Annotated in this window: 32 protein-coding genes; 12 read left to right on the top strand and 20 right to left on the bottom strand. The window is 65.6% G+C overall.

What is annotated here, in order from left to right; genetic code table 11:
• Positions 1-102: 102 nt before the first annotated feature.
• Complete coding sequence (locus ABLE85_RS00220) at positions 103-1,017, bottom strand: LysR family transcriptional regulator (RefSeq protein WP_348790683.1); 915 nt, start codon at positions 1,015-1,017, stop codon at positions 103-105.
• Between the two features lie 151 nt (positions 1,018-1,168).
• Here ABLE85_RS00220 and ABLE85_RS00225 point away from each other — a divergent pair, with 151 nt between their 5' ends.
• Positions 1,169-1,573, top strand: a complete 405-nt coding sequence (locus ABLE85_RS00225) for an ester cyclase (protein WP_348790684.1) — start codon at positions 1,169-1,171, stop codon at positions 1,571-1,573.
• An 82-nt stretch (positions 1,574-1,655) separates the two neighbouring features.
• Here the strand turns inward: ABLE85_RS00225 and ABLE85_RS00230 are convergent, their stop codons facing one another.
• Positions 1,656-2,243, bottom strand: a complete 588-nt coding sequence (locus ABLE85_RS00230) for an NAD(P)H-dependent oxidoreductase (protein ID WP_348790685.1) — start codon at positions 2,241-2,243, stop codon at positions 1,656-1,658.
• Positions 2,244-2,442: 199 nt separating this feature from the next.
• Between ABLE85_RS00230 and ABLE85_RS00235 the strand changes: the two genes are divergently transcribed.
• Complete coding sequence (locus tag ABLE85_RS00235) at positions 2,443-3,813, top strand: cytochrome P450 (protein ID WP_348790686.1); 1,371 nt, start codon at positions 2,443-2,445, stop codon at positions 3,811-3,813.
• Between the two features lie 72 nt (positions 3,814-3,885).
• On the opposite strand, the gene ABLE85_RS00240 is transcribed toward ABLE85_RS00235, so the two are convergent.
• The 8 genes from ABLE85_RS00240 to rph all read right to left on the bottom strand — a co-directional run bounded on the left by ABLE85_RS00240 (position 3,886) and on the right by rph (position 9,490).
• Positions 3,886-4,116, bottom strand: a complete 231-nt coding sequence (locus ABLE85_RS00240) for a DUF3297 family protein (protein WP_106724504.1) — start codon at positions 4,114-4,116, stop codon at positions 3,886-3,888.
• Between the two features lie 104 nt (positions 4,117-4,220).
• Entirely contained in the window at positions 4,221-4,592 is a 372-nt protein-coding gene (locus tag ABLE85_RS00245; RefSeq protein WP_348790687.1) for a YraN family protein, read from the bottom strand.
• The gene (rsmI, locus tag ABLE85_RS00250) at positions 4,585-5,487 is read right to left on the bottom strand and encodes a 16S rRNA (cytidine(1402)-2'-O)-methyltransferase (protein WP_348790688.1); all 903 of its coding nucleotides are present in this window, start codon (positions 5,485-5,487) and stop codon (positions 4,585-4,587) included. Before rsmI ends, ABLE85_RS00245 begins: the two co-directional genes overlap by 8 nt.
• 235 nt (positions 5,488-5,722) lie before the next feature.
• Positions 5,723-6,157, bottom strand: coding sequence for an EamA family transporter (locus ABLE85_RS00255; RefSeq protein WP_348790689.1), 435 nt, complete (start codon positions 6,155-6,157; stop codon positions 5,723-5,725).
• 384 nt (positions 6,158-6,541) lie between these two features.
• Positions 6,542-7,699: a radical SAM family heme chaperone HemW gene (gene hemW, locus ABLE85_RS00260; RefSeq protein ID WP_348791415.1), complete on the bottom strand. Its 1,158-nt coding sequence runs from the start codon at positions 7,697-7,699 to the stop codon at positions 6,542-6,544.
• A gap of 8 nt (positions 7,700-7,707) precedes the next feature.
• The gene (gene rdgB, locus ABLE85_RS00265) at positions 7,708-8,355 is read right to left on the bottom strand and encodes an RdgB/HAM1 family non-canonical purine NTP pyrophosphatase (RefSeq protein ID WP_348790690.1); all 648 of its coding nucleotides are present in this window, start codon (positions 8,353-8,355) and stop codon (positions 7,708-7,710) included.
• Positions 8,356-8,766, bottom strand: a complete 411-nt coding sequence (locus tag ABLE85_RS00270; protein ID WP_348790691.1) for a VOC family protein — start codon at positions 8,764-8,766, stop codon at positions 8,356-8,358.
• Positions 8,767-8,773: 7 nt separating this feature from the next.
• Positions 8,774-9,490, bottom strand: a complete 717-nt coding sequence (rph, locus tag ABLE85_RS00275) for a ribonuclease PH (protein WP_348790692.1) — start codon at positions 9,488-9,490, stop codon at positions 8,774-8,776.
• 144 nt (positions 9,491-9,634) lie between these two features.
• On the opposite strand from rph, the gene hrcA reads away from it, so the two are divergent.
• The 3 genes from hrcA (at position 9,635) to ABLE85_RS00290 (ending at position 11,967) form a co-directional block, all read left to right on the top strand.
• Positions 9,635-10,705, top strand: coding sequence for a heat-inducible transcriptional repressor HrcA (gene hrcA, locus ABLE85_RS00280; RefSeq protein ID WP_348790693.1), 1,071 nt, complete (start codon positions 9,635-9,637; stop codon positions 10,703-10,705).
• 155 nt (positions 10,706-10,860) lie between these two features.
• Positions 10,861-11,703, top strand: coding sequence for a DUF2189 domain-containing protein (locus ABLE85_RS00285; protein ID WP_348790694.1), 843 nt, complete (start codon positions 10,861-10,863; stop codon positions 11,701-11,703).
• Between the two features lie 66 nt (positions 11,704-11,769).
• Positions 11,770-11,967, top strand: a complete 198-nt coding sequence (locus tag ABLE85_RS00290; protein WP_348790695.1) for a hypothetical protein — start codon at positions 11,770-11,772, stop codon at positions 11,965-11,967.
• Between the two features lie 15 nt (positions 11,968-11,982).
• Here the strand turns inward: ABLE85_RS00290 and ABLE85_RS00295 are convergent, their stop codons facing one another.
• Positions 11,983-12,570, bottom strand: coding sequence for a YceI family protein (locus tag ABLE85_RS00295; protein ID WP_348790696.1), 588 nt, complete (start codon positions 12,568-12,570; stop codon positions 11,983-11,985).
• A 3-nt stretch (positions 12,571-12,573) separates the two neighbouring features.
• Positions 12,574-13,179, bottom strand: coding sequence for a cytochrome b (locus ABLE85_RS00300; RefSeq protein WP_348790697.1), 606 nt, complete (start codon positions 13,177-13,179; stop codon positions 12,574-12,576).
• 189 nt (positions 13,180-13,368) lie between these two features.
• Here ABLE85_RS00300 and ABLE85_RS00305 point away from each other — a divergent pair, with 189 nt between their 5' ends.
• From ABLE85_RS00305 to ABLE85_RS00315, 3 genes are all read left to right on the top strand, one after another.
• On the top strand, positions 13,369-13,983 hold the full coding sequence (locus ABLE85_RS00305; RefSeq protein ID WP_348790698.1) for a LysE family translocator: 615 nt from the start codon (positions 13,369-13,371) through the stop codon (positions 13,981-13,983).
• 162 nt (positions 13,984-14,145) lie between these two features.
• Positions 14,146-15,126 carry a cysteine synthase A gene (gene cysK, locus ABLE85_RS00310; protein ID WP_348790699.1) on the top strand — a complete coding sequence of 327 codons (981 nt, stop codon included), beginning with the start codon at positions 14,146-14,148 and terminating at the stop codon, positions 15,124-15,126.
• 117 nt (positions 15,127-15,243) lie between these two features.
• Complete coding sequence (locus tag ABLE85_RS00315; RefSeq protein ID WP_348790700.1) at positions 15,244-15,864, top strand: glutathione S-transferase family protein; 621 nt, start codon at positions 15,244-15,246, stop codon at positions 15,862-15,864.
• 33 nt (positions 15,865-15,897) lie between these two features.
• Here the strand turns inward: ABLE85_RS00315 and ABLE85_RS00320 are convergent, their stop codons facing one another.
• The 4 genes from ABLE85_RS00320 to ABLE85_RS00335 all read right to left on the bottom strand — a co-directional run bounded on the left by ABLE85_RS00320 (position 15,898) and on the right by ABLE85_RS00335 (position 18,911).
• Positions 15,898-17,154, bottom strand: coding sequence for a DUF6596 domain-containing protein (locus tag ABLE85_RS00320; protein WP_348790701.1), 1,257 nt, complete (start codon positions 17,152-17,154; stop codon positions 15,898-15,900).
• Entirely contained in the window at positions 17,154-17,507 is a 354-nt protein-coding gene (locus ABLE85_RS00325; RefSeq protein ID WP_348790702.1) for a YciI family protein, read from the bottom strand. The genes ABLE85_RS00320 and ABLE85_RS00325 overlap by 1 nt, the downstream gene beginning before the upstream one ends.
• Positions 17,508-17,819: 312 nt before the next feature.
• Positions 17,820-17,975 carry a hypothetical protein gene (locus ABLE85_RS00330; RefSeq protein ID WP_348790703.1) on the bottom strand — a complete coding sequence of 52 codons (156 nt, stop codon included), beginning with the start codon at positions 17,973-17,975 and terminating at the stop codon, positions 17,820-17,822.
• Between the two features lie 255 nt (positions 17,976-18,230).
• Positions 18,231-18,911, bottom strand: coding sequence for a winged helix-turn-helix domain-containing protein (locus ABLE85_RS00335; RefSeq protein WP_348790704.1), 681 nt, complete (start codon positions 18,909-18,911; stop codon positions 18,231-18,233).
• A gap of 127 nt (positions 18,912-19,038) precedes the next feature.
• On the opposite strand from ABLE85_RS00335, the gene ABLE85_RS00340 reads away from it, so the two are divergent.
• From ABLE85_RS00340 to ABLE85_RS00350, 3 genes are all read left to right on the top strand, one after another.
• Positions 19,039-19,194 carry a DUF1127 domain-containing protein gene (locus ABLE85_RS00340; protein WP_348790705.1) on the top strand — a complete coding sequence of 52 codons (156 nt, stop codon included), beginning with the start codon at positions 19,039-19,041 and terminating at the stop codon, positions 19,192-19,194.
• Between the two features lie 78 nt (positions 19,195-19,272).
• Positions 19,273-19,605, top strand: coding sequence for an NIPSNAP family protein (locus tag ABLE85_RS00345; RefSeq protein WP_348790706.1), 333 nt, complete (start codon positions 19,273-19,275; stop codon positions 19,603-19,605).
• The gene (locus ABLE85_RS00350; protein WP_348790707.1) at positions 19,602-19,946 is read left to right on the top strand and encodes an antibiotic biosynthesis monooxygenase; all 345 of its coding nucleotides are present in this window, start codon (positions 19,602-19,604) and stop codon (positions 19,944-19,946) included. Before ABLE85_RS00345 ends, ABLE85_RS00350 begins: the two co-directional genes overlap by 4 nt.
• Before the next feature lie 15 nt (positions 19,947-19,961).
• On the opposite strand, the gene mbfA is transcribed toward ABLE85_RS00350, so the two are convergent.
• A complete protein-coding gene (gene mbfA / locus ABLE85_RS00355) occupies positions 19,962-20,945 on the bottom strand; it encodes an iron exporter MbfA (protein WP_348790708.1) in 984 nt (327 codons plus the stop codon).
• A gap of 162 nt (positions 20,946-21,107) precedes the next feature.
• On the opposite strand from mbfA, the gene ABLE85_RS00360 reads away from it, so the two are divergent.
• On the top strand, positions 21,108-21,425 hold the full coding sequence (locus ABLE85_RS00360) for a hypothetical protein (protein WP_348790709.1): 318 nt from the start codon (positions 21,108-21,110) through the stop codon (positions 21,423-21,425).
• Positions 21,426-21,454: 29 nt separating this feature from the next.
• Here the strand turns inward: ABLE85_RS00360 and ABLE85_RS00365 are convergent, their stop codons facing one another.
• The 3 genes from ABLE85_RS00365 to ABLE85_RS00375 are packed head-to-tail and all read right to left on the bottom strand — an operon-like array spanning position 21,455 to position 24,402.
• The gene (locus tag ABLE85_RS00365) at positions 21,455-22,294 is read right to left on the bottom strand and encodes a DUF2066 domain-containing protein (protein WP_348790710.1); all 840 of its coding nucleotides are present in this window, start codon (positions 22,292-22,294) and stop codon (positions 21,455-21,457) included.
• Between the two features lie 57 nt (positions 22,295-22,351).
• The gene (locus ABLE85_RS00370; RefSeq protein WP_348790711.1) at positions 22,352-23,488 is read right to left on the bottom strand and encodes an ABC transporter permease; all 1,137 of its coding nucleotides are present in this window, start codon (positions 23,486-23,488) and stop codon (positions 22,352-22,354) included.
• On the bottom strand, positions 23,485-24,402 hold the full coding sequence (locus ABLE85_RS00375) for an ABC transporter ATP-binding protein (protein WP_348790712.1): 918 nt from the start codon (positions 24,400-24,402) through the stop codon (positions 23,485-23,487). The genes ABLE85_RS00370 and ABLE85_RS00375 overlap by 4 nt, the downstream gene beginning before the upstream one ends.
• Positions 24,403-24,413: the final 11 nt, after the last annotated feature.

The following is a 24,413-nucleotide window of genomic DNA, read 5'->3' on the forward strand; positions in this document are numbered from 1 at the left end:
ACCCATTCATCCTCAAGATATAGGGGTTTCGAGGCTTTTTTCCAAGTTTTACAAGGATTTTGCGGGGGAAATCGGGCGATTTCAGGGGCGATTTGCCTGCCCTCAGGACACGGGCGAAGCCAACTGCTCACCACGCAGCAGATCGACCTTTGTCGCGATCACTTCGGCCAACACGTCGCTGGCGAGCCGGATGAGCGGATCGTTGCGGCGGCTCTCGTGCCAGCAGATCCAGAGCTGGGCCGGGAAGGCCGGCAACGCCCCGCAACGCACCAGGTCGGGCGCCGTCGCGGCCGCTACCGCAGGCAACGCCGCCAGCCCGAGGCCGGATTCGGCGGCGGCCAGCAGGCCGGGCAGTGAATTGGAGCGGAAAGCAATACGCCCTGCGCCCGCCTTGCCTCCCAGATAGGCCAGCGGAGGTGCAGCGGACACGATGCCTTCGCCGAGGATCACCGGATAGCGGGCGATGTCGGCCTCGCTTTCGGGCATGCCGAAATCGTGCAGGAAGGTGCGGCTGGCATAGATCGCCCATAGCGTGTCGGGCATGCGCCGGCGCACGATGTCGGGCTGCTCGTTGGTGCCGCCGGCGCGCAGCGCGATGTCGGCCTCGCCGGCCGCGAGGTCGAGGCGGCGATCGGAGACGATGATCTCGGCATTGATGCCGGGGTGCCGGGTCCTGAGCAGGGACGCCGCCGGCGCCAGCAGCGCGCGGGCCATGTATTCGGTGCCGGTGATGCGCACCGTGCCTGACACATTGCGCTGGCGCGAGCGGATCTTCTGCTCTAGCGCGTCCGCCGCCTTTTCGGCCGCTGTGGCCAGGTCGAGCACCGCGCGGCCTTCTTCGGTGATGCGATAGCCGGATTGCTGGCGATGGAACAGCGCAACCCCCAGCGCCGTCTCCAGCGCCTTGATTCGCCGCGCCACCGTAGTCTGGTTCACGCCCAGCGCAGCCGAAGCCTTCAGCGTCGACTCGTGCCGCGCGGTCGCGAGGAAATAACGGAGGTCGTTCCAGTCGAACATCGCCCATTCTGCACAAATGCAGAACCGTTAGGCAAGTGGAGCAACTGCCGATTGTGGGGGAGAGCGGCTATACGGCAGATCGTCATCGACCGGCCGGCCCTGACTTTTCCATTCCAACACCGCCGCCTTCGCGCGGCAGCAGGAGACAGTCATGCTTCACGAACAGCAGAACAAGGATGTGGTGCGCGCCTATGTCGAGGCGATGAACACCGGCGATTTCGACAGGCTGGAACGCCTTTTCACCAAGGACACCAATATCCACGGCGTGCTCGGCCGCGGCTCGCTCGACATCGCCATGCCGATCTGGCGCGAGCTGCACGGCGCACTCGACATGCATCTGGAAATCGAGGAACTGGCGGCAGACGGCGACACCGTGGTCGCCCGCTTCCGCGAGACCGGCCGCTCGGTGGGCGAGTTCCGCGGGTTGCGCGCTACCGGCAAGACCTATGAGATCATTGCCATCGAGTGGTTCACTATCCGCGACGGCCTCATCACCGACCGCTGGGGCGTGCGCGACAGCGCAGCACAAGCCCGCCAGATCGGCTGGCAGGCATGAGAGCTTACCTGGCCGCGCGCCCGGCCGATCATCGACCGGGCGGCGAGTTTCCGGACTGGCTCTATCTGGCCACGCCTGCAGGTCAGGCTGCGGCCGCCGCCTGCTTGGCGGGGCGCAGCGTCTCGAGAGCGCCGGCCCAGCGGTCGAGCTCGTCCAGCATGGTCTTGGCGCTGGCGATGATGAGGTCGTTCGGCTTGAACTCGCCGTCCACCAGGAACTGCGGATAATTCGGCACCGGCACGCCTTCGGGAATCGGCACCACCTTCTGCACCATCAGCAGCGGCTTGGCCGATTCGACGGCGCGCAGGCCGCCCGAAACGCCGCCATAGCTCAGGAAGCCGGCCGGCTTGTAGCGCCACTCGGCTGACAGATAGGTGATGGCATTCACCAGCGGCGCCGGGATGAAGTAGTTGTATTCCGGCGTCACGAACACGAAGGCGTCGCCCTCGGCAATGGTCTGCGACCAGCGCTTGGTGTGCTCGTTCTCATACTGGCCGAGGCGCGGATGCTTCGGCTCGTCGAACAGCGGCAGGTCGAAGTCGGCGATGTCCACCAACACCGGTTCGAACTTGCCGTGCTCGCGGGCGAAATCGGCGAACCACTTGGCGAAGACGGGGCCGACGCGGCCCGGCCGGGTGCTGCCGATGATGATGTGGAGCTTGTGCGTCAATGTCGTATTCCCTGTGCAATCTAGTCACCAAAGGTGACTTAGGGAGGAAGTGGGCCTTTCTCACCCGGAAGGCAAGCGAGCACCTTGTGGTAATCGGCCGAATTTGCAGGTGACGCAGCGTTCACCCTTTGCGCGACGATCCTCGTTTATGTGGACGGGGCTTCTTTCAAAGCCTACATACACCGGGACGGAGGACACGATGGATACCGCGCCCGCTCCCTTCATTCCGCCCGCGCCAAAGCCTCGCAGCACGCCACCCTCGACGCTGCAGATGATCCGCATCGTCTATCGCAACCCGCTCGAATTGTGGGGCGAGCCTTCCTACAACGAGCCGTGGATTTCGGTGGCCGGCGTCGGCGGGCCGCTGGTGATCGTCAACGATCCCGGCCTGATCCGCCATGTGCTGGTGGACAATGCCAAGAACTACAAGATGGCCACGGTGCGCCAGAAGATCCTGCGGCCGATCCTGCGCGACGGGCTTCTGACCGCAGAGGGCGAGGTGTGGAAGCGCTCGCGCAAGGCCATGGCGCCGGTGTTCACGCCGCGCCACATCTTCGGCTTCGCGCAGCCGATGCTGAAGCGCACGCTGGACTTCGTCGAGCGCTACGAGGGCGAGACCGGCACGGTCGACATCGCCCACGACATGACCATGCTGACCTATGAAATCCTCGCCGAGACGCTGTTTTCCGGCGAGATTGCCGGCGAGCCGGGCAGCTTCGCGCGCCAGATCGACCATCTGTTCGAAACCATGGGCCGGGTCGATCCGCTCGACCTCTTGCGCGCGCCCGACTGGCTGCCGCGCATCACGCGCATCCGCGGCCGCAAGACCATGGCCTATTTTCGCAAGATCGTGTCCGACACCATGGCCATGCGCAAGGACCGGCTGGCGCGCGAGCCCGATGCAGTGCCGCAGGATTTCTTGACCTTGCTGCTACGCGCCGAAGGGCCGGACGGGCTGACGCGCGGCGAGATCGAGGACAACATCATCACCTTCATCGGTGCCGGCCACGAAACCACCGCCCGCGCGCTGGGCTGGACGCTCTATTGCCTGGCCGAGGCGCCGTGGGAGCGCGCGCCAATCGAGGCCGAGATCGACGCGGTGCTGGCGCGCGAGCCCGATCCGACCAGGTGGCTGGATGCCATGCCGCTGACTCGTGCTGCCTTCGAGGAGGCGCTGCGGCTTTATCCGCCAGCGCCTTCGATCAACCGCGAGCCCATCGAGACCGACCGCTACAAGGATCTGGAGATCCGCAAGGGCTCGCAGGTGCTGGTCATGCCCTGGACGGTGCATCGCCACCGCAAGCTGTGGGACCAGCCCGAGGCCTTCATCCCGGCGCGCTTCCACCCCGGCAACCGCGAGAAGATCGACCGCTACCAGTACCTGCCTTTCGGCGCCGGCCCGCGCGTCTGCATCGGCGCCAGCTTTGCCATGCAGGAGGCGATCATCGCGCTCGCCATCCTGCTCTCCCGCTTCCGCTTCGACACGGTGCCGGAGACAAAACCTTGGCCGGTGCAGAAGCTGACCACCCAGCCGCAGGGCGGCCTGCCGATGCGGGTGACGCGACGGTGAGGTCGCCGCCGACGCCTTCCATTACCGGCTGAAAGCCGCTCGGTCCCGGCGCCCGAAAGCGTTCTCGGGCGCTCAGGCCCTCGGAAAAGGCTCGACCGTGCCCTTGAGCTTGATGGTGATTGGCTGGCCGAAACGGTCCTTGGACTTGCCGGCCGGCACGCGGATCCAGCCCTCGCTGACGCAATATTCGCTGACATCCTCGCGCTCGCGTCCGTTGAACAGGATGCCGACGCCGCGTTCCAGCACTTCGCCGTCGAAGAAGGGGCTGCGCGGGTCGATGCTCAGCCGGTCGGGAAGGGTCATTGCTTTCTCCATTAATTCTTGGCGTCCATGCGGACGCGATTGCCCGCGCCGCAGGCTTTGCGAGGCCTGTTAAGGGCATCGGCAGTCAGGGTAAAGACCTATGCTCAGTTCCGCCCGTAAAACACATTCTCCACATGCACCGGCCAGCGGCGCGGCAGCACCGCCACCAGGTCGAAGCGCACGGAAAGCCGGCCGTAGTCCGGCTGACGCGACAGCCACAGATCGGCCGCGCCCTCGATGCGGCGTTCCGAGCCATAGGCCACCGCATCCATGGCCTCCGCAAGGGTCGGTCGCGCCTTGACCTCGACGATCAGCACGAGATTGCCGCGCCGGGCGATGAGGTCGATCTCGCCAAGTCTTGTTCGATAGCGCCGGGCGACGACGCGGTAGCCTTTCAGCATCAGCGCGAGTGCCGCAAGCCATTCGCCGCGATGTCCGCGCCTGTAGGCCTTGCGTCGCGCCAGCGTATCAGCCACCGCCGCCTTCCTTGAGTTCGAGCAGTCGGCGATAGAGCGCGGGCTTCTGGCCGCCGGTCATGCGCGCGGCCTCGGCCGCCGCTTTGGAAGCCGGCATCTCGGCCGCGAGCGAAAGCAGCAGGCGGTCGACATCGGCCGGTTCGGCCACGGCCTGTGCCATCGGCGGCCCGACGCAGATGACGATCTCGCCCTTGGGCGTTGGCGTCTCTGCATAGTGGGCCGCAAGGGCGGCCAGTGTACCGGTGCGCATCTCCTCGAAGGTCTTGGTGAGTTCGCGGCCGATGGCGGCCGGCCGGTCGCCATAGACATCGGCCATGGCGACGAGCGTGTCGGCCAGACGGCGCGGCGATTCGAAGAAGATCAGCGTGGCGGGAACGGCGGTAAGCTCGGAAAGCCGGGTGCGGCGCTGGCCGTCCTTCACCGGCAGGAAGCCGGCGAACATGAAGGCATCCGAAGGCAGGCCGGAGGCGGTCAGCGCGGCGAGAACGGCGGACGGCCCGGGGATCGGCACCACGCGAATGCCATGCTCCTGCGCCTGCTCCACCAGCCGATAGCCGGGGTCGGAGACCAGCGGCGTGCCGGCATCCGACACCAGCGCCACGCTTCTGCCCGCCTCCAGAGTCTCGATCAAGCGCGGGCCGGCCTCGGCCGCATTGTGCTCGTGATAGGGGGTGGGGCGCTGGCGGATACCGTAGCGGTCGAGCAGCACTCGGGTGACGCGCGTGTCCTCGCAGGCAAGCACATCCGCGCCGGCCAGCGTTTCCAGCGCGCGCAGCGTGATGTCGCCGAGATTGCCGATAGGCGTGGCGACGAGATAGAGCGCCACCTCCAGCGGCCGGGCCACGACCTCCGTCTGCCCGATCATGTAGCTTTTCCTGCCGCTGTCCGTCGTCACGCCTGCTTATCTCCTGCTGGTTCTCTTTCGCATGGGTAGCGGTGCGTTGCAAAAAGCCTTTCGCGCCACGGCGCGAATTTTGCCGCAATCGGGTCGAAACCTGTGGACCGAGTCGGAAGCGTTTCGCTGCGGCGCAGCCTTCCGACGCCACGGTCAAAAGGCTGGAAGCACAATGCCCAATCGCTTCGATGTATTCCTGTCGCGTCTGGAAAGGGGCCGCTCGTCCGAGCGCTCGTCAAACGCGGTAGGCGACCAGCACCGCACCGGCGGCAATCAGCGCGATGCCAAGCCAGTTCGCGCCGGTCAGCCGCTCGCCAAGAAAAACAACGCCGAACACCGCGACAAGAACCACGCTTAGCTTGTCGATCGGCGCCACCTGCGCGGCCTGGCCAAGCTTCAGCGCGCGGAAATAGCAGAGCCACGATGCGCCTGTGGCGCACCCGGACAGGATCAGGAAGGCATAGGTCTTCGTGGAGATCGAGCCGAGCGCCTGCGCTTGGCCCGTCGCGACGACGATGCCGGCGGTCACCAGCAGGATGACGATGGTGCGGATCAGCGTGGCGAAGTCCGAATTGATGTTTTCCACGCCGACCTTGGCGAAGATGGCGGTGAGAGCCGCGAAGGCGGCCGACAGCACCGCCCAGAACTGCCAGGATGAGTAGATGGTCATGGCCTCATTTCTCCGCCGGGACGTTGGTGCAAAGGCTGTAGCATTTTGGGCGGGAATTGGGGATGCGTCTTCGTGATCGCCGCGGCACTCAGCCCGTTGTGGTCATGGCCGTACATCGTTTGCACCGCTGGCTCGTTGTCACGGGAGAGGCATGGATTCCCGACACTCTCCGCTCACTCCGTTCGCTCACGAGGTCGGGAATGACGGCGTTGAGAAGCCTCCGCATTAATGTGGTCGAGAGGTCGCACAGCATTCCAGCCGTCATTCCCGACCTCGTGAGCGAGTGAAACGAGCGGAGAGTGCCGGGAATCCATGCCTCGACATACCCGCCGCCGCTACGGATCAGAAGATTTTTCGCGCCTGGAAAATTGGCGCAGCCGCCTCTCACCGCGCCAGATCGGCCACCACGGCATCGAGCACGATCATGCCGGATGGCGTGGCGCGCAGGCGCGAATTGCCCACGGGCGCGATCAGCCCTTCGCCCTGCAGGATCGACATGCGCGCCGGAGACAACTCCCGGCCCGACAGCGCCTCGTAGCGGACGAGGTCGATGCCTTCGACAAGCCGCAGCCCCATCAGCAGGAATTCGTCGGCCTCCTCAGAGCGGGTCAATATCTCGCCGCCGGTGATGCCGTGGCCCTTTGTCTCGACCAGATCGAGCCAGGTTTCCGGCATCTTCTCGGCAATCGTCACCACGCGCTGTCCGTCCTCGACGAAACGGCCATGCGCGCCGGGGCCGACGCCGACATATTCGCCGTAGCGCCAGTAGGTCAGGTTGTGCCGGCTTTCCGCGCCGGGCCTGGCATGGTTGGAGATCTCGTAGGCCGGCAGGCCGTGCGCTGCCGTCACTTTCTGCGTCACCGCGTAGAGTTCGGCCGACGCTTCCGCGTCCGGCAGCTCGAATTTGTGCGCGGCATAGAGCGCGTGGAAGCGCGTGCCTTCCTCGATGGTGAGCTGGTAGAGCGACAGATGGTCGGCGGCGTGGTCAATCGCCTGCTTGAGCTCCGCCGCCCAGGCCTCGGGCGTCTGGCCGGGCCGGGCATAGATCAGGTCGAAAGACATGCGCGGGAAGATTTCGCGCGCCAGTTCGATGGCGTGGAGCGCTTCCTCGACATTGTGCAGCCGGCCCAAAAAACGCAGATCGGCGTCGTTCAGCGACTGCACGCCGAGCGAGACGCGGTTGACGCCTGCGGTGCGGTAGCCGCGGAAGCGCTCGGCCTCGACGGAGGAGGGGTTGGCCTCCAGCGTGATCTCCACGCCCTGCCGCACGGTCCAGTTGGCGGCGACCGCGTCGAGCACGGCGGCCACCGTCTGCGGCTTCATCAGCGAGGGCGTGCCGCCGCCGAGGAAGATACTGGTCACCTCGCGCGGCCCGGTGCGCTGGCGCATCGTCGCCAACTCGGCTTCGAAGGCGCGGACAAAACGCTCCTGGTCCACCGGCTGGTGGCGGACATGGCTGTTGAAGTCGCAATACGGGCATTTGGCCGCGCAGAAGGGCCAATGGATGTAGACGCCGAAGCCCGGTTCCCTGTTGGTCAATATCGCGTCCTTCACGCCGAGCCGAGCATGGCGCGGGCAAATTTCTGGAAGGCGCGGGCGCGGTGCGACAGTGCCTTGTCCTGCCCCGGCTTCCAGCCGTGTTTTTCCTCGGCGGTCATCTCGCCGAAGGTCTTGTCATAGCCTTCCGGCAGGAAGACCGGGTCGTAGCCGAAACCCTTCTCGCCGCGCGGCGGCCAAACCAACTGGCCCTCAGCCTCCCCGCGGAAATATTCGGTGTGACCGTCCGGCCAGGCCACGCAGATGACAGCCACGAAGCGGCCGCTGCGCTTGTCGGGCGAGACGGCGCCTGCCTCGTTCATCGCATCTTCCGTGCGCTGCATGGCCATGCCGAAGTCGCGGCCGCCGTCGGGCTTCTCGGCCCAGTTGGCGGTGTAGACGCCGGGCTGGCCGTCGAGCGCATCGACGCACAGGCCGGAATCGTCCGACAGCGCCGGCATGCCGGTGGCGGTCGCGGCGGCCAGTGCCTTGATGGCGGCGTTTTCCTCGAACGTGGTGCCGGTCTCGTCGGGCTCGGGCAGGCCGAACTCCCTGGCCGACTTTGCCTTGAAGCCGAACGGCGCCATCAGGTCGGCGAATTCGCGCAGCTTGCCGTCATTGTGGCTGGCGACGACGATTTCCCGTTCGGTCAGAATGCGCATTCAAATACCCCAGATACGTGGTTCGGCGATCTCCAGCGAATTGCCGGACGGATCGCGGAAATAGATGGATCGGCCGCCATTCGGCCACTCGAAATCGGCCTCGATAGCGATGTTGCTGGCCTCCAGATGGGCCTTCCATCGCTCGATTTCATCGGCAGTGCCCGAAAAGCAGAGGTGCCCCTGGCCCACCGTGCCATGCGGCGGCACCGGAAGTTTTGCGTCCGGCGCCGGCGGATGACGGGTGGCGTCCGCGTTGAACAGCAGGAGCACGCCTTGCCCGCAGCGGAAGAAGACGTGCCGGCCCGGCACCTTGGCAATGCGCTCCAGCCCCATCACCTCGCCGTAAAACGCCTCCGCCGCATCGAGATCGGCGACGTAGAGGGCGCTTTCGAGGATGCCGGAGAGGTGCATCGCTGGCTCAGGCCACCGCCATCTGCTGAAGGTCGACCAGCCGCGAAATACCCTTCTTGGCCAGCGCCATCAGATTGGCGAATTCTTCTTCGGTGAAGGGCGCGCCCTCGGCCGTGCCCTGGATCTCGACGATGCCGCCCTTGCCGGTCATTACGAAATTGGCGTCGGTGCCGGCCGCGGAGTCTTCCGGATAGTCGAGGTCGATCACCGGCTGGCCCTCATAGATGCCGCAGGAGATCGCCGCGACATGGTCCTTCAGCACCTTGGAGACCGAAACCATCTGGCGCGCTTCCATCCAGCGCAGGCAGTCATGCAGCGCCACCCAGCCGCCCGTGATTGCGGCGGTGCGCGTTCCGCCATCGGCCTGGATGACGTCGCAGTCGACGGTGATCTGCATCTCGCCCAGCGCCTGCAGGTCCACGACCGCGCGCAAGGAACGGCCGATCAGCCGCTGGATCTCCAGCGTGCGGCCGCCCTGCTTGCCGGTGGCGGCCTCGCGGCGCATGCGCTCGCCCGTGGCGCGCGGCAGCATGCCGTATTCGGCCGTTACCCAGCCCTTGCCGGTGTTGCGCATCCAGCCGGGAACCTTTTCCTCGAGGCTTGCCGTGCACAGCACGTGCGTGTCGCCGAATTTGACGAGGCAGGAGCCCTCCGCGTGCTTGGAGACGTTACGCTCGAAGGAGATGGGGCGCATTTCGTCGAACTGGCGTTTGGAGGGGCGCATACGGTTCTTTCTTCGTAAAGAGCGATAATCCGGCGGCTTGTAGCGTCATGCGGGTTTCGGCGCAAAGGAAAACACGGCGGCCGCCGCATGGTTGTGTTCCAGCGAAGGGAATCTATATCTTGATTCCAGAGGTTTGGTGAAACCATGACGAAGCCGGTGCAGGATCCGATATTGCAGACTCTCGATATGCGCTCGCGCGACATATTCCGCCGCATCGTCGAGTCCTACCTGCACGACGGTGAGCCGGTCGGCTCGCGCAACCTGGCGCGCATGCTGCCGGCCACGCTCTCGCCTGCCACCGTGCGCAACGTCATGAGCGACCTGGAGCAGCTCGGCCTCATCTATGCGCCGCACATTTCGGCCGGCCGCCTGCCCACGCAGCAGGGACTGCGCTTCTTCGTCGACGCCTTCATGGAGCTTGGCGACCTGTCGGAGGAGGAGCGGCGTTCCATCGAGACGCAGCTCAAGGCCGCCAGCAGCGGCGCCACGCTGGAGCAGATGCTGATCGACGCCAGCCAGATGCTGTCGGGCCTGTCGCGTGGTGCGGGCCTGGTGCTGGCGAGCAAGAACGAGGTGCCGCTGAAGCACATCGAGTTCATCCAGCTCGACCCGCGCCGGGCTCTGACCATCATGGTGTCGCAGAATGGCGACGTGGAGAACCGCGTCGTGGAGTTGCCCGCGGGCGTCACCGCCTCTCAGCTTATCGAGGCTTCCAACTATCTCAACGCCCATGTCCGGGGACGCACGTTGGCAGAGGCCAGGGACGAGATCGCCCGGCTGAAGGACGAGACCAAGGCCGCCCTCGACACGCTGTCGCAGGAATTGGTGCAGCGGGGCCTGGCCGTGTGGGCGGGCGCCGACAGCGGGCTGCCGGCGCGCCTTATCGTGCGCGGCCGCGCCAATCTTCTGGAAAACCTCACCGCGCAAGCCGACATCGAGCTGCTCAAGCATCTGTTCGAGGACCTCGAGACGCAGGAGGGCATGGTCCAGCTTCTCGACCTCGCCGAGGCGGGCTCGGGCGTGCGCATCTTCATCGGCTCGGAAAACAAGCTGTTTTCGCTCTCCGGCTCCTCGCTGGTCGTCGCGCCCTATCGCGACAAGGATGCCCGGGTCATCGGCGCGCTCGGCGTCATCGGCCCGACCCGGCTGAACTATGCCCGCATCGTGCCGATGGTCGATTATACGGCGCAGCTCATCTCCCGCATGCTCCGCTGATACCGGGGAACCCCGGCACCCCTTGAACCGTTCGTGAGGCGACAAGAAACGCGCGGCGCGATATGATCGCTGCTGTGCGGGTCACGGATCGTCGTGGCGTCATGCTCGCGCCGGGACGTATTCCGATGGCCGTGTCCAACAGCGGAGGAACGGTAATGGCAAGTTTCCACGTGATGGCAGGTGCTTCTCAGAGCTACAACCGCGTGGCGGTGCGCAAGATCAGCTTTTCCGACGTCCTCGTTTCGCTGCGGCAGGGTGCCGAGGACTTTTGGGAGAAGCCGTCGCATTATGTGTTCATGTGCGTGTTCTATCCCATCATCGGCGTGTTCCTGATGACGTGGACTTCGGGCAACAATGCGCTGCCACTGCTGTTTCCGCTGGCTTCGGGTTTTGCCCTGCTCGGGCCGCTGACAGCATTGGGTCTCTACGAGATCAGCCGCAGGCGTGAACTTGGCATTGATTCATCTTGGCGCCATGCGTTCGACGTCCGCCGCTCGCCAGCGCTACCTTCGATCGCGGCTGTCGGCATCTGGCTTTTCATCCTGTTCGTCACCTGGCTGCTTAGCGCCAAGACGCTCTACGTCTCCCTCTTTGGGCCTGAAGTGCCGGCCTCGATAGGCGGCTTCATACATGACGTGTTCAGCACGCGGAGCGGGCACGAGCTGATGCTGTGGGGCAACCTGATGGGGCTCGGCTTCGCCATCGTGGCGCTCGCCACCACCGTGGTCGCCTTTCCGCTATTGCTCGACCGCGACGTCGGCGTCGTGGCGGCGATCGAGACCTCGGTGCGCACCGTGCTGGTCAACCCGCTGCAGATGCTGTTCTGGGGCCTGATCGTGGCGGTCCTGCTGGTGATCGGCTCGATACCCATCTTTGCGGGACTGGTGGTCGTCCTGCCGATCCTGGGGCACGCAACCTGGCATCTCTACCGCAAGGTGATCGAGCCGGCGAAGACGAACGCAAAGGCGACGGCCGAACGGCGGCGGCGCGCAGCCTGACGGCGGCGATGGTTATGCAAACGGGCCGACCGGCACAAGCTGCCGGCGCGGCCCTCAGGAGGAACTATGGCACTGGAGGAACTTAAGGCACAGATCAGCCTGCTCATGGCGCAGATGGTCGACCAGCCCGAAGACGCCCATGAGATCCAGGAGCGCATTCGCGAAACGCTCAACGAGCTGCGCGCAATGGGCATGCCGTTGCCGGCCGATCTCGTGAAGCTCGAAAAACAGCTCGACGCCGGGTTCGATACGGCCGAAGGCTGAGCGGACAGGGGCGGTTCAGTTCCGCGAGCCGTTGAGCTGAATGTCGAAGTCGACCATGTCGAAATAGAGCGGCGTGCCAGCATCCATGCCATAGGCGGAGCGCTGGACGCTGCCTTGTACGTGGAAGGTTATGCTGCGCCCGGTGCGCTCGCCGACGGTGGCGGTGAACTCCGCCGGGTGGGTCTTGCCCCGCGCGGTAAGCTGGCCTTCGATGCGTGCGGTGTCGTCGCCGGTTCGCGTCACCTTGGTAGAGCGGAACCGGATCTCCGGATAGGCATCCGCATTGAACACGGCATCCGAGCGCAGGAACTTGTCGATCCTGGCCTCGCCCGTACTGACGCTGGCCGGCATCAGCTCGAACTGCACGCTTGAGCGCTCGAAGTCGTGCGCGTCGATGCGGAACGTCCCGTGGAACTTGCCGAAGTCGCCCGTGATGCCTCCATTTCCGCCGACTTCGCCGATATGGAAGCCGATATGCGAGGACGGCTCTATGCGGTATTGCCCGGCGGCCTCCGACAGTGCGTCGGCATGCGCCGGGCTGGCCAGCCCGACGAGGGCCAGCGCCAGTCCGCCGCCGGTTGAAATCATGGAGTGGTTGGGCATTCTCTACCTCCTGGCGGTTTCCCGCCGTCTGGTCTCTTCTTCCCCGCTTGGCTCGTTTCCCCTCATGTTGAGCATGCGCCTCAGGACGCCGTCGCGCAGCCAGAAATGATGGTGCAGCGCCGCCATCATGTGGCCGGTGGCGATCGCCGCCGTGGCATAGGCAAGCCACTGGTGCGTCACCCGCCAAAAATCCTCCGCCGCTTCGGACCTGAGCATCGGCAGGTCGGGCACCACCGCCAGGTCGAAGGCGAAGCTCGGGATACGGAGCGTGGAGGTCGAAACCAGCGCCCAGCCGGTCAGCGGCACCACCAGCATAAGCAGATAGAGCGAAGCCTGCACGCTCTTGGCGGCCAGCCATTCGCCCTGCCCAAGCGAGGGCGGGCGCTGCGGCCACCTGTTTGCGCCGGCCCACAGCAAGCGCAGCGCCGCCAGCGCCAGGATGAGGAAGCCGAAGGACTTGTGCCACTGGATCAGCGTGAACTGCAGCGCCATGCTTTCGATCCAGCGCGGCACCAGCCCCAGCAGCATCTGCCCGACGAAAAGCGCCGCGATCGTCCAGTGGAACAGGATCGCGATCGATCCGTAGGAATCGTCCCGATTGCGCAGCATCGTCCTTATCGCCGGCGTTTTCGACCGGGAGGATAGCGCAAGGAGCCGGCATATCATCCTTGCTCCGGATTATTTGATCGGCGCAGGCGCCTTCTGGCCGCCAGCAGGAGAAGCGGTGTTGGCCCATTCCAAAAGGCGCGGCGGCGTGCGATTGTCCGCCCCCTGATCTGTTCGAGACCCCATGATCCCATGACCCTTGCCGGATTTCTTGCCTACAGCGGCGCACTCGCCGTTGCAGCCGCCATTCCCGGACCCGGCGTCACCGCGCTCGTGGCGCGTGCGCTTGGCTCCGGCTTCCGTTCGTCGCTGGCCATGTCGGTCGGACTGATCTGCGGCGACCTCACCTATCTCACGGCCGTGGTGCTTGGCCTGGCGCTGGTGGCACAGACCTTCGGCACCGTGTTCCTGGTCATCAAGTGGTTGGGCGTCGCCTATCTTGCCTATCTCGCCTGGACCTTCTGGAGGAGCGGCATCACGCCGGAGAACATCGAGGCGCGCAAAGGCAAGGGCGGCATGTTCGCCGCCTACTTCTCGGGGCTGACCGTCACGCTGGGCAACCCCAAGACGATGATCTTCTATCTGGCGCTGACGCCGACGCTGGTGGACCTGCGCACCATCACGCTTGCCGATTACGGCGTGCTGGCCGTTCTGACCGTGCTGGTGCTGCTCGTGGTGCTGGTGCCCTATCTGGCGCTGGCGGCCAAGGCGCGCTGGCTGCTCCGGACGCCGCGCGCGCTCAAGGCGCTGAATCGCACCGCCGCAGCCTTCATGGCCGGCGCGGCGGCAGCCATCGCGGCCCGCTGAAGTCTTACAATCCGCAATAGGATTTTATAGATGCCGCTCCTGAGAGAATTTCATTCTCTTGGGTGCGGCTTTTCGGCATGCCCGCCACTCGGTTTTTTCCAGGCTCCGCCCTATTCTTGGTTGGAGAAGTCTTTTCAAGCAATCGACAGTGGAGCAGTCCTCATGAACAAGCCCGCCATCAATACGCGCGCGCCCGGGCGCGGCCGCGTCTACGGCTCGATCACAGAGACGGTCGGCGACACGCCCCTGGTGCGGCTCGACAAGTTCGCGAAGGAGAGGGGCATCGTTGCTAATCTCATCGCCAAGCTCGAGTTCTTCAACCCCATCGCCAGCGTCAAGGACCGCATCGGCGTGGCCATGATCGAGGCGCTGGAGGCGGCGGGCAAGATCACCCCCGGCAAGACCACGCTGATCGAGCCGACCTCGGGCAACACCGGCATTGCGCTGGCCTTCACGGCCGCCGCCAAGGGCTATCGCCTGATCCTCACCATGCCAGAGACGATGTCGATCGAGCGCCGCAAGATGCTGGCGCTGCTCGGCGCCGAGCTGGTGCTGACCGAGGGCGCCAAGGGCATGAAGGGCGCGATCGCCAAGGCCGACGAGCTGGCCGCCACCATCCCCGACGCGGTCATCCCGCAGCAGTTCGAGAACCCGGCCAATCCGGAAATTCATCGCCAGACGACGGCTGAGGAGATCTGGAACGACACCCATGGCGAGGTGGATATCCTGGTTTCCGGCATCGGCACCGGCGGCACCATCACCGGCGTTGGCCAGGTGCTGAAGCAGCGCAAGCCCGAGGTGAAGGTCGTGGCGGTGGAGCCGGACGCCTCGCCGGTTTTGTCCGGCGGCCAGCCGGGCCCGCACAAGATCCAGGGCATCGGCGCCGGCTTTGCGCCGAAGGTCCTCGACACCTCGATCTACGACGAGATCGTGCGCGTCACCAACGAGGATGCCTTTGCCGCCTCGCGGCTACTGGCCAAGCTCGAAGGCGTGCCGGTCGGTATCTCTTCGGGTGCGGCCCTGCATGCGGCGAGCATCATCGGCGCGCGTCCTGAAAACGCGGGCAAGAACCTTGTCGTGGTCATTCCCGACTTTGCCGAGCGCTATCTGTCGACGGCGCTGTTCGAGGGGCTGGGCGGCTGAACCGAAGCGGCTGGACCGTCGAAAAAACCGGTGTGGTGAAGCGACCGCCCGGTTGAGCGGCGCAGCATTTGCGGTCAAGACTCCGCCAGCCGGCATAAGCCGGCGGCGGAGGATTTCATGTACAAGCTCTATACGCGTCCCGGCAGCGGCGGTTTCGTCGCGGAAGCTGCGTTCGCGCTGGCCAATGTGCCCTACGAACGGATCAACGTCGCCAAATCGGAGGCGGCCGATCCGCAATTCCTGAAAGTCAGCCCGCTGGGCCAGGTGCCGGCGCTTGCGCTGCCCGAAGGCGGCACGATGACCGAATCCGCGGCCATCTGCATCCTGCTGGGCGAGCGTCATCCGGAAGCGGGGCTTGCGCCTGGCCTGGGCGAGGAAGCGCGCGGCGACTTCCTGCGCTGGATGGCATTCATGTCCTCCACGCTCTATCCGGCCGTGCTGCGCCGCTACTATGCGCCGCGCTACACGGCCGATCCCGAGGGTAAGGTTGCTGTCGAGGACGCAGCCGTGGCCGAGATCGACCGCGGTCTCGGCATCGTCGACGGCGCGCTCGAGGGGCGCGACTGGCTGGTGGGCGACAGCCTCTCGCTGGCGGATGTCTATCTGCTGATGCTCTATTCCTGGCACCCGCAGCCCGAAAAGGCGCGCGCGGCGTTGCCGAATGTGGAGAGGGTTTGCGCCGGGTTGCGGAAGCATCCGGTGATCGAAGAACTGAACGCCGCCCACGAGATGTGGTGAGGCTTCAGCCAAGAGGTGGCTGCAAGGCCGCCGCTAGCGGCTGGCGGCGGTCGCCAAGGCTGCCCGCTTCGCCTGCAGGAACCGCCTGACCGCCGGGTCGGGTTCGAGGCCGATGGCGCGCTCATATGCGGCGTCGGCCGCGGGCCGATTGCCAAGCCGCTCCAGCACGTCGGCGCGCGCCGCCCAATAGGGTTGGTATTCGGCAAGGCGCGGGTCGTCGCCGACGTGGTCCAGCATGCGCATCGCCTCGTCGGCTCGCCCGGCCAGCGCCACCGCAACGGCGTGGTTGACCGCCACCACGGGGGAGCGGGTGAGGGTGGCAAGCGCCGCATAGAGACCGGCAATCGCGGTCCAGTCGGTTGCGCCGAGATCGAGACGCGCCGCATGCGCCGATTGTATTGCCGCTTCCAGCTGGTAGCGGCCAACCTTGCCCATGCGCGCGGCGGAATGCAGCAGGGCTTCGCCCTCGGCGATCATGCCAGCATCCCAGAGGGCGGTGTTCTGTTCGGCGAGCGGCACGAAATCGCCGCTCGCGCTGCGGCGGGCGTGGCGGCGCGATTCCGCAAACAGCATCAGCGCCAGCAGGCCCAGCGCTTCCGGCTCTTGCGGCATAAGCGATGCCACCAGCCGGCCAAGCCAGATGCCCTCGTCGGCGAGGCCTCGGCGACGGCTCTCTGTTGCGGTCGGATCACTCCAGCCCTCGGCATAGGCGGCGTAGATCGCTTCCAGAACGGCATCCAGCCGCTCGTCGAGCTCGGCGCGCTCCGGAATGCGGAAGGGAATTCCGGTCTGCCGGATGCGGCTCTTTGCGCGGACGAGCCTCTGGCCCATCGTGGCCGGCGGCACCAGGAACGCAGCGGCGATGATTGCCGCATCGAGGCCGAGAATGGTCTGCAAGACCAGCGGCGCGCGCATGCCGGGCTCGATCGCGGGATGGGCGCAGGCGAACATCAGCCCCAGCCGTTCGTCCGGCAGGTCGCCGGCCGTCTCCCGCGCCTCGACCTCCTCGGCCATCAGGCGCAGATGGTCCTCGGCCGCAATGCCGGTCTGGCGCCGGCGCAGCTGGTCGACGCTGCGCCTGCGCGCCACCGTCAGCAGCCAGGCTTCGGGCCTTGCGGGCACGCCTTCGGCCGGCCAGCGCTCCAGCGCGGCGGCAAAGGCGTCGGCAAGCGCGTCTTCCGCCCCCGCCACGTCGCGCGTGCGGGCGGCGAGATAGGCGACCAGCTTGCCGTAGCTCTGGCGGGCGGCTGTTTCGGCCGCCGCCCGCGCAATGGCCAGTGTGTCGGCCATCAGCTTGCCTGCATCTCCCACAGCGGCCGCACCTCGATCGTGCCGTTTTCGGCGCCGGGGCAGCGTGCCGCCCAGCTGATCGCGGCGTCAAGGTCGGCCGCCTCGATCATGTAGTAGCCAGCGAGCTGCTCGCGGGTTTCGGCATAGGGGCCTCCCAGCACCTCCGTCTTGCCCGCCCTGGTGCGCACCGTGGTGGCATTGGCGGTCGGCTGAAGGGGCTCGCCACCAAGCAGAATGCCGGCTTCCCTTATGGCATTGGTGTAGGCGACATAGGCGGGGCTGACGGTTTTCACCTTTTTGGGGTCTGCCTGGATGGCGGCTTCGTTCGCATAGATCAGCAGCATGTAGCGCATGGGTCTCTCCTGGATATCATCGGCCGCATCGTCGCGTGCCGAACCTATGTCGTGCGACGCACTTCGATTTCGACAATCGTCGGAGAGAAATCTTCCACCCATCGCGGGGAACCGGCAAGGGCCGGTTTCGAGCCGGCGCCTCGGCTCGGAGGCAAGCTTCGGTCAACAGGCGAAGGGGATCTTTTTTGCTGGCGCAGCCAAACGGCTGCCGCGCGCGGCCAGAGGCCTAGGCGCGCGAGGAGACGGCTGGCAACGCGCCAGCGCGGGCGAAGATCCGCCCGCAGCGATCACGGTTTGCGGCGGTGAAGCCGCTCACTGAAAGGAAGGCTGGACGTTGAGCGTGGTGTTGCGGCGACGCTCGCAAGCCGGGCCAGGGCCGCGCATATAATGGCGTTCCGGACGGTAGGTCGGAGCGATGAATTCGCGCAGCGCGGTTGCGTAGCTGGTTATGCGATTCCAGAGAGCCATGGTCTTCAAGTCCCAGTCCGTCGGAAGCCCCTTCCGAATGCGGACCAATGATAGCGTACGGTCGTGAATAGTCCGTGAACGCGTTGTTAATATCTGCTCCGAAAAAGCCTCCAAACATGGCCGAAAAGTGGAGGTTTCGGGGTCTTTCGCCGGCAGTTGGCGCGTGGCGGCCAACTGTGCCTTTTACGCAACGGAAAGCGGGGCTGATCGTCCCGCGTCACGACTACCTCGACCGGCAAGGCCGCGGGAAAAAATTCAGGGCAGAAAGGTCTTCTCGAAAGCACGCTTGCCGGGAGGCGAAAAGATCACGGCACGGCTGCCAGCTTCGAGGCGTGCCCATTTCTCGGAGACGATTCTGTTGAAGATCGCCGCGCCCAGCGAGCCGGCCAGATGCGAGCGCCGCACGCTCCAGTCGAGGCAGGCGCGACAGATCGGCCGGCGCGATTTCTTCAGTGCATCCGGCTCGATGCCGACGGCGCGGAAAAAGGAAGGGCCGGCGGGCCCAATGACGAGTTTTTCGCCGTCGCGGGTGATGATTTCGCGCGCCAGGAAACCGTCGAGCATCGCCACCGCGTGGTCGCCGGCCAGATGGTCGTAGCAGATGCGTGCCTCGCGCATCGTCGCATCGCGCGGGCCGGGGCGCACGCGCTGCGGCCCGGTAGAGGCGGCAACGCCCATGATCGATTCCAGCATCGCCGCCACCTGCGCATTGGCGAGGCCGTAATAGCGGTGGCGACCCTGGGCGGCGAGCGACAGCAATCCGCCTTCCATCAGCTTGGACAGGTGCGAGCTTGCCGTCTGCACGGTCACGCCCGCTTCCAGCGCCAGTTCGCTTGCGGTGAGCGCGCCGCCGCCCATCAGCGCCGTCAGCATGTTGGCGCGGGCGGGGTCTCCCACGAGGCTGGCGATGCGCGCTATGTCTGGGCCGTTTCGCATGGTTCGATGCTAGTCGAAGCATTGTTGTCCAGCAAGGGCTACTCTCGCCTGCATGACGAACGAGAAAGACATCGCTGAAACGACCCGAACGGCCATCGCTGGGGAGGGCCCGCGCGCAATCTCACGCATGGCGCGGTCGGTCCTGATCGGGGTCGGCAATTGGTACGACCGTTGGCAGCAGCGCCAGCACCTCGCCGATCTGGACGACCACATATTGCGCGACATCGGCATTCCTCCCGGCGCGGTCGAGCGCGAATGCGCCAAGCCGTTCTGGCGGCGCTGAGCCAGCGTGACACGAAACCCGCAGCCGTTGTTTCGATCCGTATCGAAGCATCGCCGGCATTGGAAACAAGGAGACAACATGACCATCACCTGCTTCATCCGTTACGAGATCGAGCCGACAGGCAAGGCGGATTTCGAGCATTATGCGCGCAACTGGGGGCAGGCGATCCCGCGTTGCGGCGCCGAGTTGATTGGCTATTTCGCTCCGCATGAGGGCTCGGCCACGACGGCCTACGCCGCCTACAACATCGATAGCCTCGCCGCCTACGAGGCCTATCGGGCGAGGCTGACGGCCGATTCGCTCGGCCGTGAGAACTATCTATTCGCGCAGGAGAAAAAGTTCATTCGCCGCGAGGACCGCATTTTCCTGAATTGCGTTTCGCTGCCGCATGCGCCGCTGGTGCGGCCATGATCGCCGTGATCTTCGAGGTATCGCCGGCAGATGGCCGTAGGGATGCGTATCTCGGCCTCGCGGCGGACCTGCGTCCGCTGCTCGACGGCGTCGACGGCTTCCTGTCGATAGAGCGCTTCCAGAGCCTCTCCGATCCCGCGCGGCTCCTGTCGCTCTCCTTCTGGCGCGACGAGGAGGCGGTCGAAGCATGGCGGAATGCCGAAGAGCATCGGCAGGCACAAAGGGCAGGGCGCGGCGGCGTGCTGGCCGCCTACAGACTGCGCGTTGCCCTTGTCCTGCGCGACTATGGCATGCACGACCGGGCGGCGGCGCCGGCGGACAGCCGTGCCGTGCACGGCTGAACCGCCTCCGCGATCTTAGGAGCTTCCGATCAGCACGCCGGCGGCCAGCACCAGCGCGCCGCCCAGCACGATCTGGAAAGTCGCCCGTAGCCAGGGCGTTTCCATGAAGCGGTTCTGGATGAACACGATCGCCCACAATTCGAAGAACACGATGATCGCGGCGACGGTGGTCGCGGTCCAGAAATCGCGGATCAGGTAGGGCAGGGTATGGCCCAGTCCGCCAATCGCCGTCATGATGCCGCAGGAAAGGCCCCGGATCAGCGGCGAGCCGCGCCCGGAAATCTTGCCGTCGTCATGGGCGGCTTCGGTGAAGCCCATGGATATGCCCGCGCCCACCGAGGCCGACAGGCCGACCAGGAAAGTCTGCCAGGTATCCTGCGTGGCGAAGGCGGCGGCGAAGATCGGCGCCAGGGTGGAGACTGAACCGTCCATCAGCCCGGCCAGGCCCGGCTGGATGTAGGTCAGGATGAACTGCCGCCGCTCTGTGGCGGCTTCCTCGGCGCGCACATCGTCGGTGAGATGTTTTTGTCCTAGCCGCGTCGCAAGCGATTCATGCGTCTTCTCCGCCGCCGCAAGGTCGCCCAGCAGCTTGCGGGTGGAGGCGTCGGTCGTGCGATTGATGGCCTCCGTGTAGAAACGGTAGGCCTGCTCCTCCATCTGCTCGGCCATGGCGCGCACCTTGTCGAGCCCCAGCGGCCGCACCAGCCAGTCCGGCTTGCGGTCGTAATAGCCGCGCACATGCTCGCGCCGGATGAGCGGAATGCGGTCGCCGAAGCGCTTGCGGTGCATCTCGATCAGCGCCGCGCGATGGCCGTCTTCCTCCTCGGCCATCTCCTCGAACACCTTGGCCGAGTCCGGATATTGGGCGGCAAGCCCGTCGGCATAGGCGCGGTAGATGCGAGCGTCGTCCTCTTCGGAGGAGATCGCCAGCGCCAGGATTTCTTGTTCCGTCAGGGAATCGAAAGGACGGCGGCCGATGCCGAGGACGCGGGAAAGCATGAGTAGAATCCAAAAGTTTAGAATGGTTCTAAACTAGGGGAGGACCATGAGCGGGTCAACGGCCGATAGGGGGCTGGATCAAGAAATTGGGATGGGTCTTTTTATAGCTATATCTTTGCCTATATGCGCAGGGTTGCATCCATGGATAAGGATGGTTGTACGATGCCCGCCAAGCAGACAGCTCTCGACGCCACGCTGATTCTCGAACTCATCACCAGCATCCAGGCCGATCTGGACCGGCTGAAGGGCATGCTCCAGCCGCCAGCGAAGGAATTCGACCCGGCTGACCCGCGCAACAAGACCTACGACGGAAAGCTCACAGCCGAAGGCGTTGAATGCTGCTACCGCCTGTTCGACGAAGGCAAGACCCGTTACTCGGTCGCGCGGGCTATGAAGATCTCCTTCGCCGCCGCCACCCATCGCTTCAATTCATGGCGCAGGGTCGGCGGCGAAAAGCGTCCGCGCGTGCGGCTTGGCTAAGCGCTGTGCCTCATGCACAGGCCAGTCAGTCACTTCACGATGTCGGCCGGCTGACCGTTTCCGGACAGGATCTGGGCCGCGCCGCTGACGACATTGCGAAAGGCGTCGTCGAAGCCGACGCCGCGCGCCTGCCAGCGATAGCTCTTTCCCTGCACTGAAAGCCGCCACTCAGAGACCCAGCCCAGCGCCTGGTCGCTCCACAGCAGGGTGCCGGCCACCACCTTCTCGGCGCCGGCGGCATTGGCCACCCGCTCGAGGTCGGCGGGGTCGGCTTTGCCCTGCACCATCTCATCCACCACGGCCTTCGCAAGAAGGGCTTGCGCCGGGAGCCGGAAGAGCAGGGCGAAGCGCTCCGAGGCCGCCGCCAGCGCGCCGCTCATGTCCTGGTCGCGGGCGTCGGCGCTGTCATTGGCAAGCATGAAGGCCTTTCCCTGCCTGTCCTTGATGTCGACCAGAAGCAGGATGCGCGGGCGCGGCTCGGGCCATGGCCGGTGGCCGAGCGTTTCCAGAAGGGCGTCGATCCTGTGGCGGTCGAAATCGCAGGTCAGATCATGCGGCCTGTCATAGCTTCCCTGCTCGTCGTGAAGCGGCTTGCCGCTGAGGCGGTCCCGATAGCTGAAGCCGGTCACGAACGAGGCTGCCTTGCTCGCCGGCTCGGCCATCCTCGGATCGTCCGTCAGCCGAGCGTCGCCCGACACCTTGGCCACCACGTCCTTCAGGCACAGGGCAAATCCGAGCGCCCGGCGTTCCTCTCCCTGTCCGCTGACGACAGCTTTCGCTTGATAGAGTTCGTCGGCCGCCGCACCGCAACCGGTCGCGGCAGGCGCCAGCAGAGCCACAAGGCAGGCAAGTCCTGAACTGCGAAGCATTGCGGTTCTCCTGCCGGGCGTTGCCTGGAGGTTTGTTCCGGCGCGCGGGAGTTTGCCTCAATCCAGCGTGCGGCGGAAGCGCAGCAGCGCCATCGTCGCGAACAGGACCACGAAGACCAGCAGCGCCCCCACCTCGCTGGCGATCGCCTGGAAGTCGGCGCCTTTCAGCATCACGCCGCGGATGATGCGCAGGAAATGCGTGAGCGGAAAAATCTCGCCGAACACCTGCGCCCAGTCGGGCATGCCGCGATAGGGGAACATGAAGCCCGACAGCAGGATCGACGGCAGGAAGAAGAAGAAGGTCAGCTGCATGGCTTGCATCTGCGTGCGCGACACCGTCGAGATCGTATAGCCGAGCAGCACCAGCGCCAGCACGAAGATCAGCACGGACGACAGCAGCAGTCCGAGCGAGCCCACGAAGGGCACGCCGAACAGGAGCTTTGCCGCCACCAGCACCACCACGACCTGCACCGCCCCGACCACCAGATAGGGTAAAACCTTGCCGAGCATGATCTCGGCCGGGCTTGCCGGCATCGCCAGCAGGTTTTCCATGGTGCCGCGCTCGGTCTCGCGCGTCAGCGCCATGGCCGTCATCATCACCATGGTCATCTGCAGGATGACGCCGAGCAGGCCGGGCACGATGTTGTACTGGGAGATGATTTCGGGATTGTAGCGCCGGTGCACGATCACCTGCAGCTGGCTCTTGGCCGTCTCGTCGGCCGCTGCCTGCATGCCCTGCTCACGCAGCAGCGCCTGGGCGGTCACGGTGCTGAGCGTCGATATTGCGCCGCTGGACGCCGCGGGATCGGTGGCGTCGGCCTCGATCAGGATCTGCGGGTTGTCGCCCCTGTCCATGCGCCGGGCGAGGTCCGAAGGGATGGTGACGACGAAGGAAACCGCGCCGTTGGCGATCAACGCCTCGGCCTCGGCCTCGCTGCGCGCGACATGGGTGAAGCGGTAGTAGCCGGTCGTCTCGAGCGCCGAGACTATGGCGCGCGTGTAGTGGTCGTTGCTGGTCGCCACCAGCGCCGTCGGCAGGCTCTTGGGGTCGTTGTTGATGGCATAGCCGAACAGCAGAAGCTGCATCAGCGGCACCCCGAGCATCATGGCGAAAGTCAGCCGGTCGCGCCGCATCTGGATGAATTCCTTCATCAGCATGGCGCCGAGGCGGGCGAAGGAAAGCACGGTGTTCATCGCCCGTTGCCCTTCGCCTTGCCCATGAACTGGATGAACACGTCTTCCAGGCTGGTCTGGCCGGCCTCCACCGTGATGCCGTCGCGGCGCTTGACGTCGTCCAGCGCGGCTTCCAGCCTGGCCCGGTCCGAGCCGACCACGTGCAGGGTCGAGCCGAAGGGCGCCACCTGGTCGACGCCAGGCTTGCCCTCCAGCTCCCGCGCCACCTTGCCCAGCCGAGGCCCGGTGACCACGAAGGTCGTCAGCCCGGCGGCAGCAATCACCTCGTCGACCGTGCCGGTGGCCAGCATCTTGCCGTAGGAGATGTAGCTGATGCGGTGGCAGCGCTCCGCCTCGTCCATATAGTGGGTCGAGACCAGCACCGTCAGCCCCTCATTGGCCAGGCGGTGGATCTCGTCCCAGAACTCGCGCCGCGCCTTGGGATCGACGCCCGCAGTGGGCTCGTCGAGCAGGAGCAGCTTGGGCCTGTGCATGATGCAGGCGGCGAGCGCCAGCCGCTGCTTCCAGCCGCCCGACAGCGTGCCCGCCAGCTGCTTGCTGCGCGAGGCCAGGCCCAGCTCCTCCAGCGTGCGGCCGACATAGTCTTTCACAGGCTTCAGCTGGTAGAGCCGCGCGACGAATTCGAGGTTCTCGGCGATCGTCAGGTCCTCGTAGAACGAGAAGCGCTGGGTCATGTAGCCGACCTCGCGCTTGATCTTCAGCGCCTCCGTGCGCAGGTCGTAGCCCAGCACCTGGCCGCCGCCTTCGTCCGGCGTCAACAGCCCGCACATCATGCGGATGGTCGTGGTCTTGCCCGAGCCGTTGGGCCCGAGGAAGCCGACGATCTCGCCCTCGGCCACGCTCATCGACACATGGTCGACGACGGTGTGGTCGCCGAAGCGCTTGACCAATCCGCTGACTTCGATCGCGTTCATGGCAGGCCTCC

The organism is Mesorhizobium sp. KR1-2 (assembly GCF_040045035.1).
Taxonomy (GTDB): Bacteria; Pseudomonadota; Alphaproteobacteria; order Rhizobiales; family Rhizobiaceae; genus Pseudaminobacter.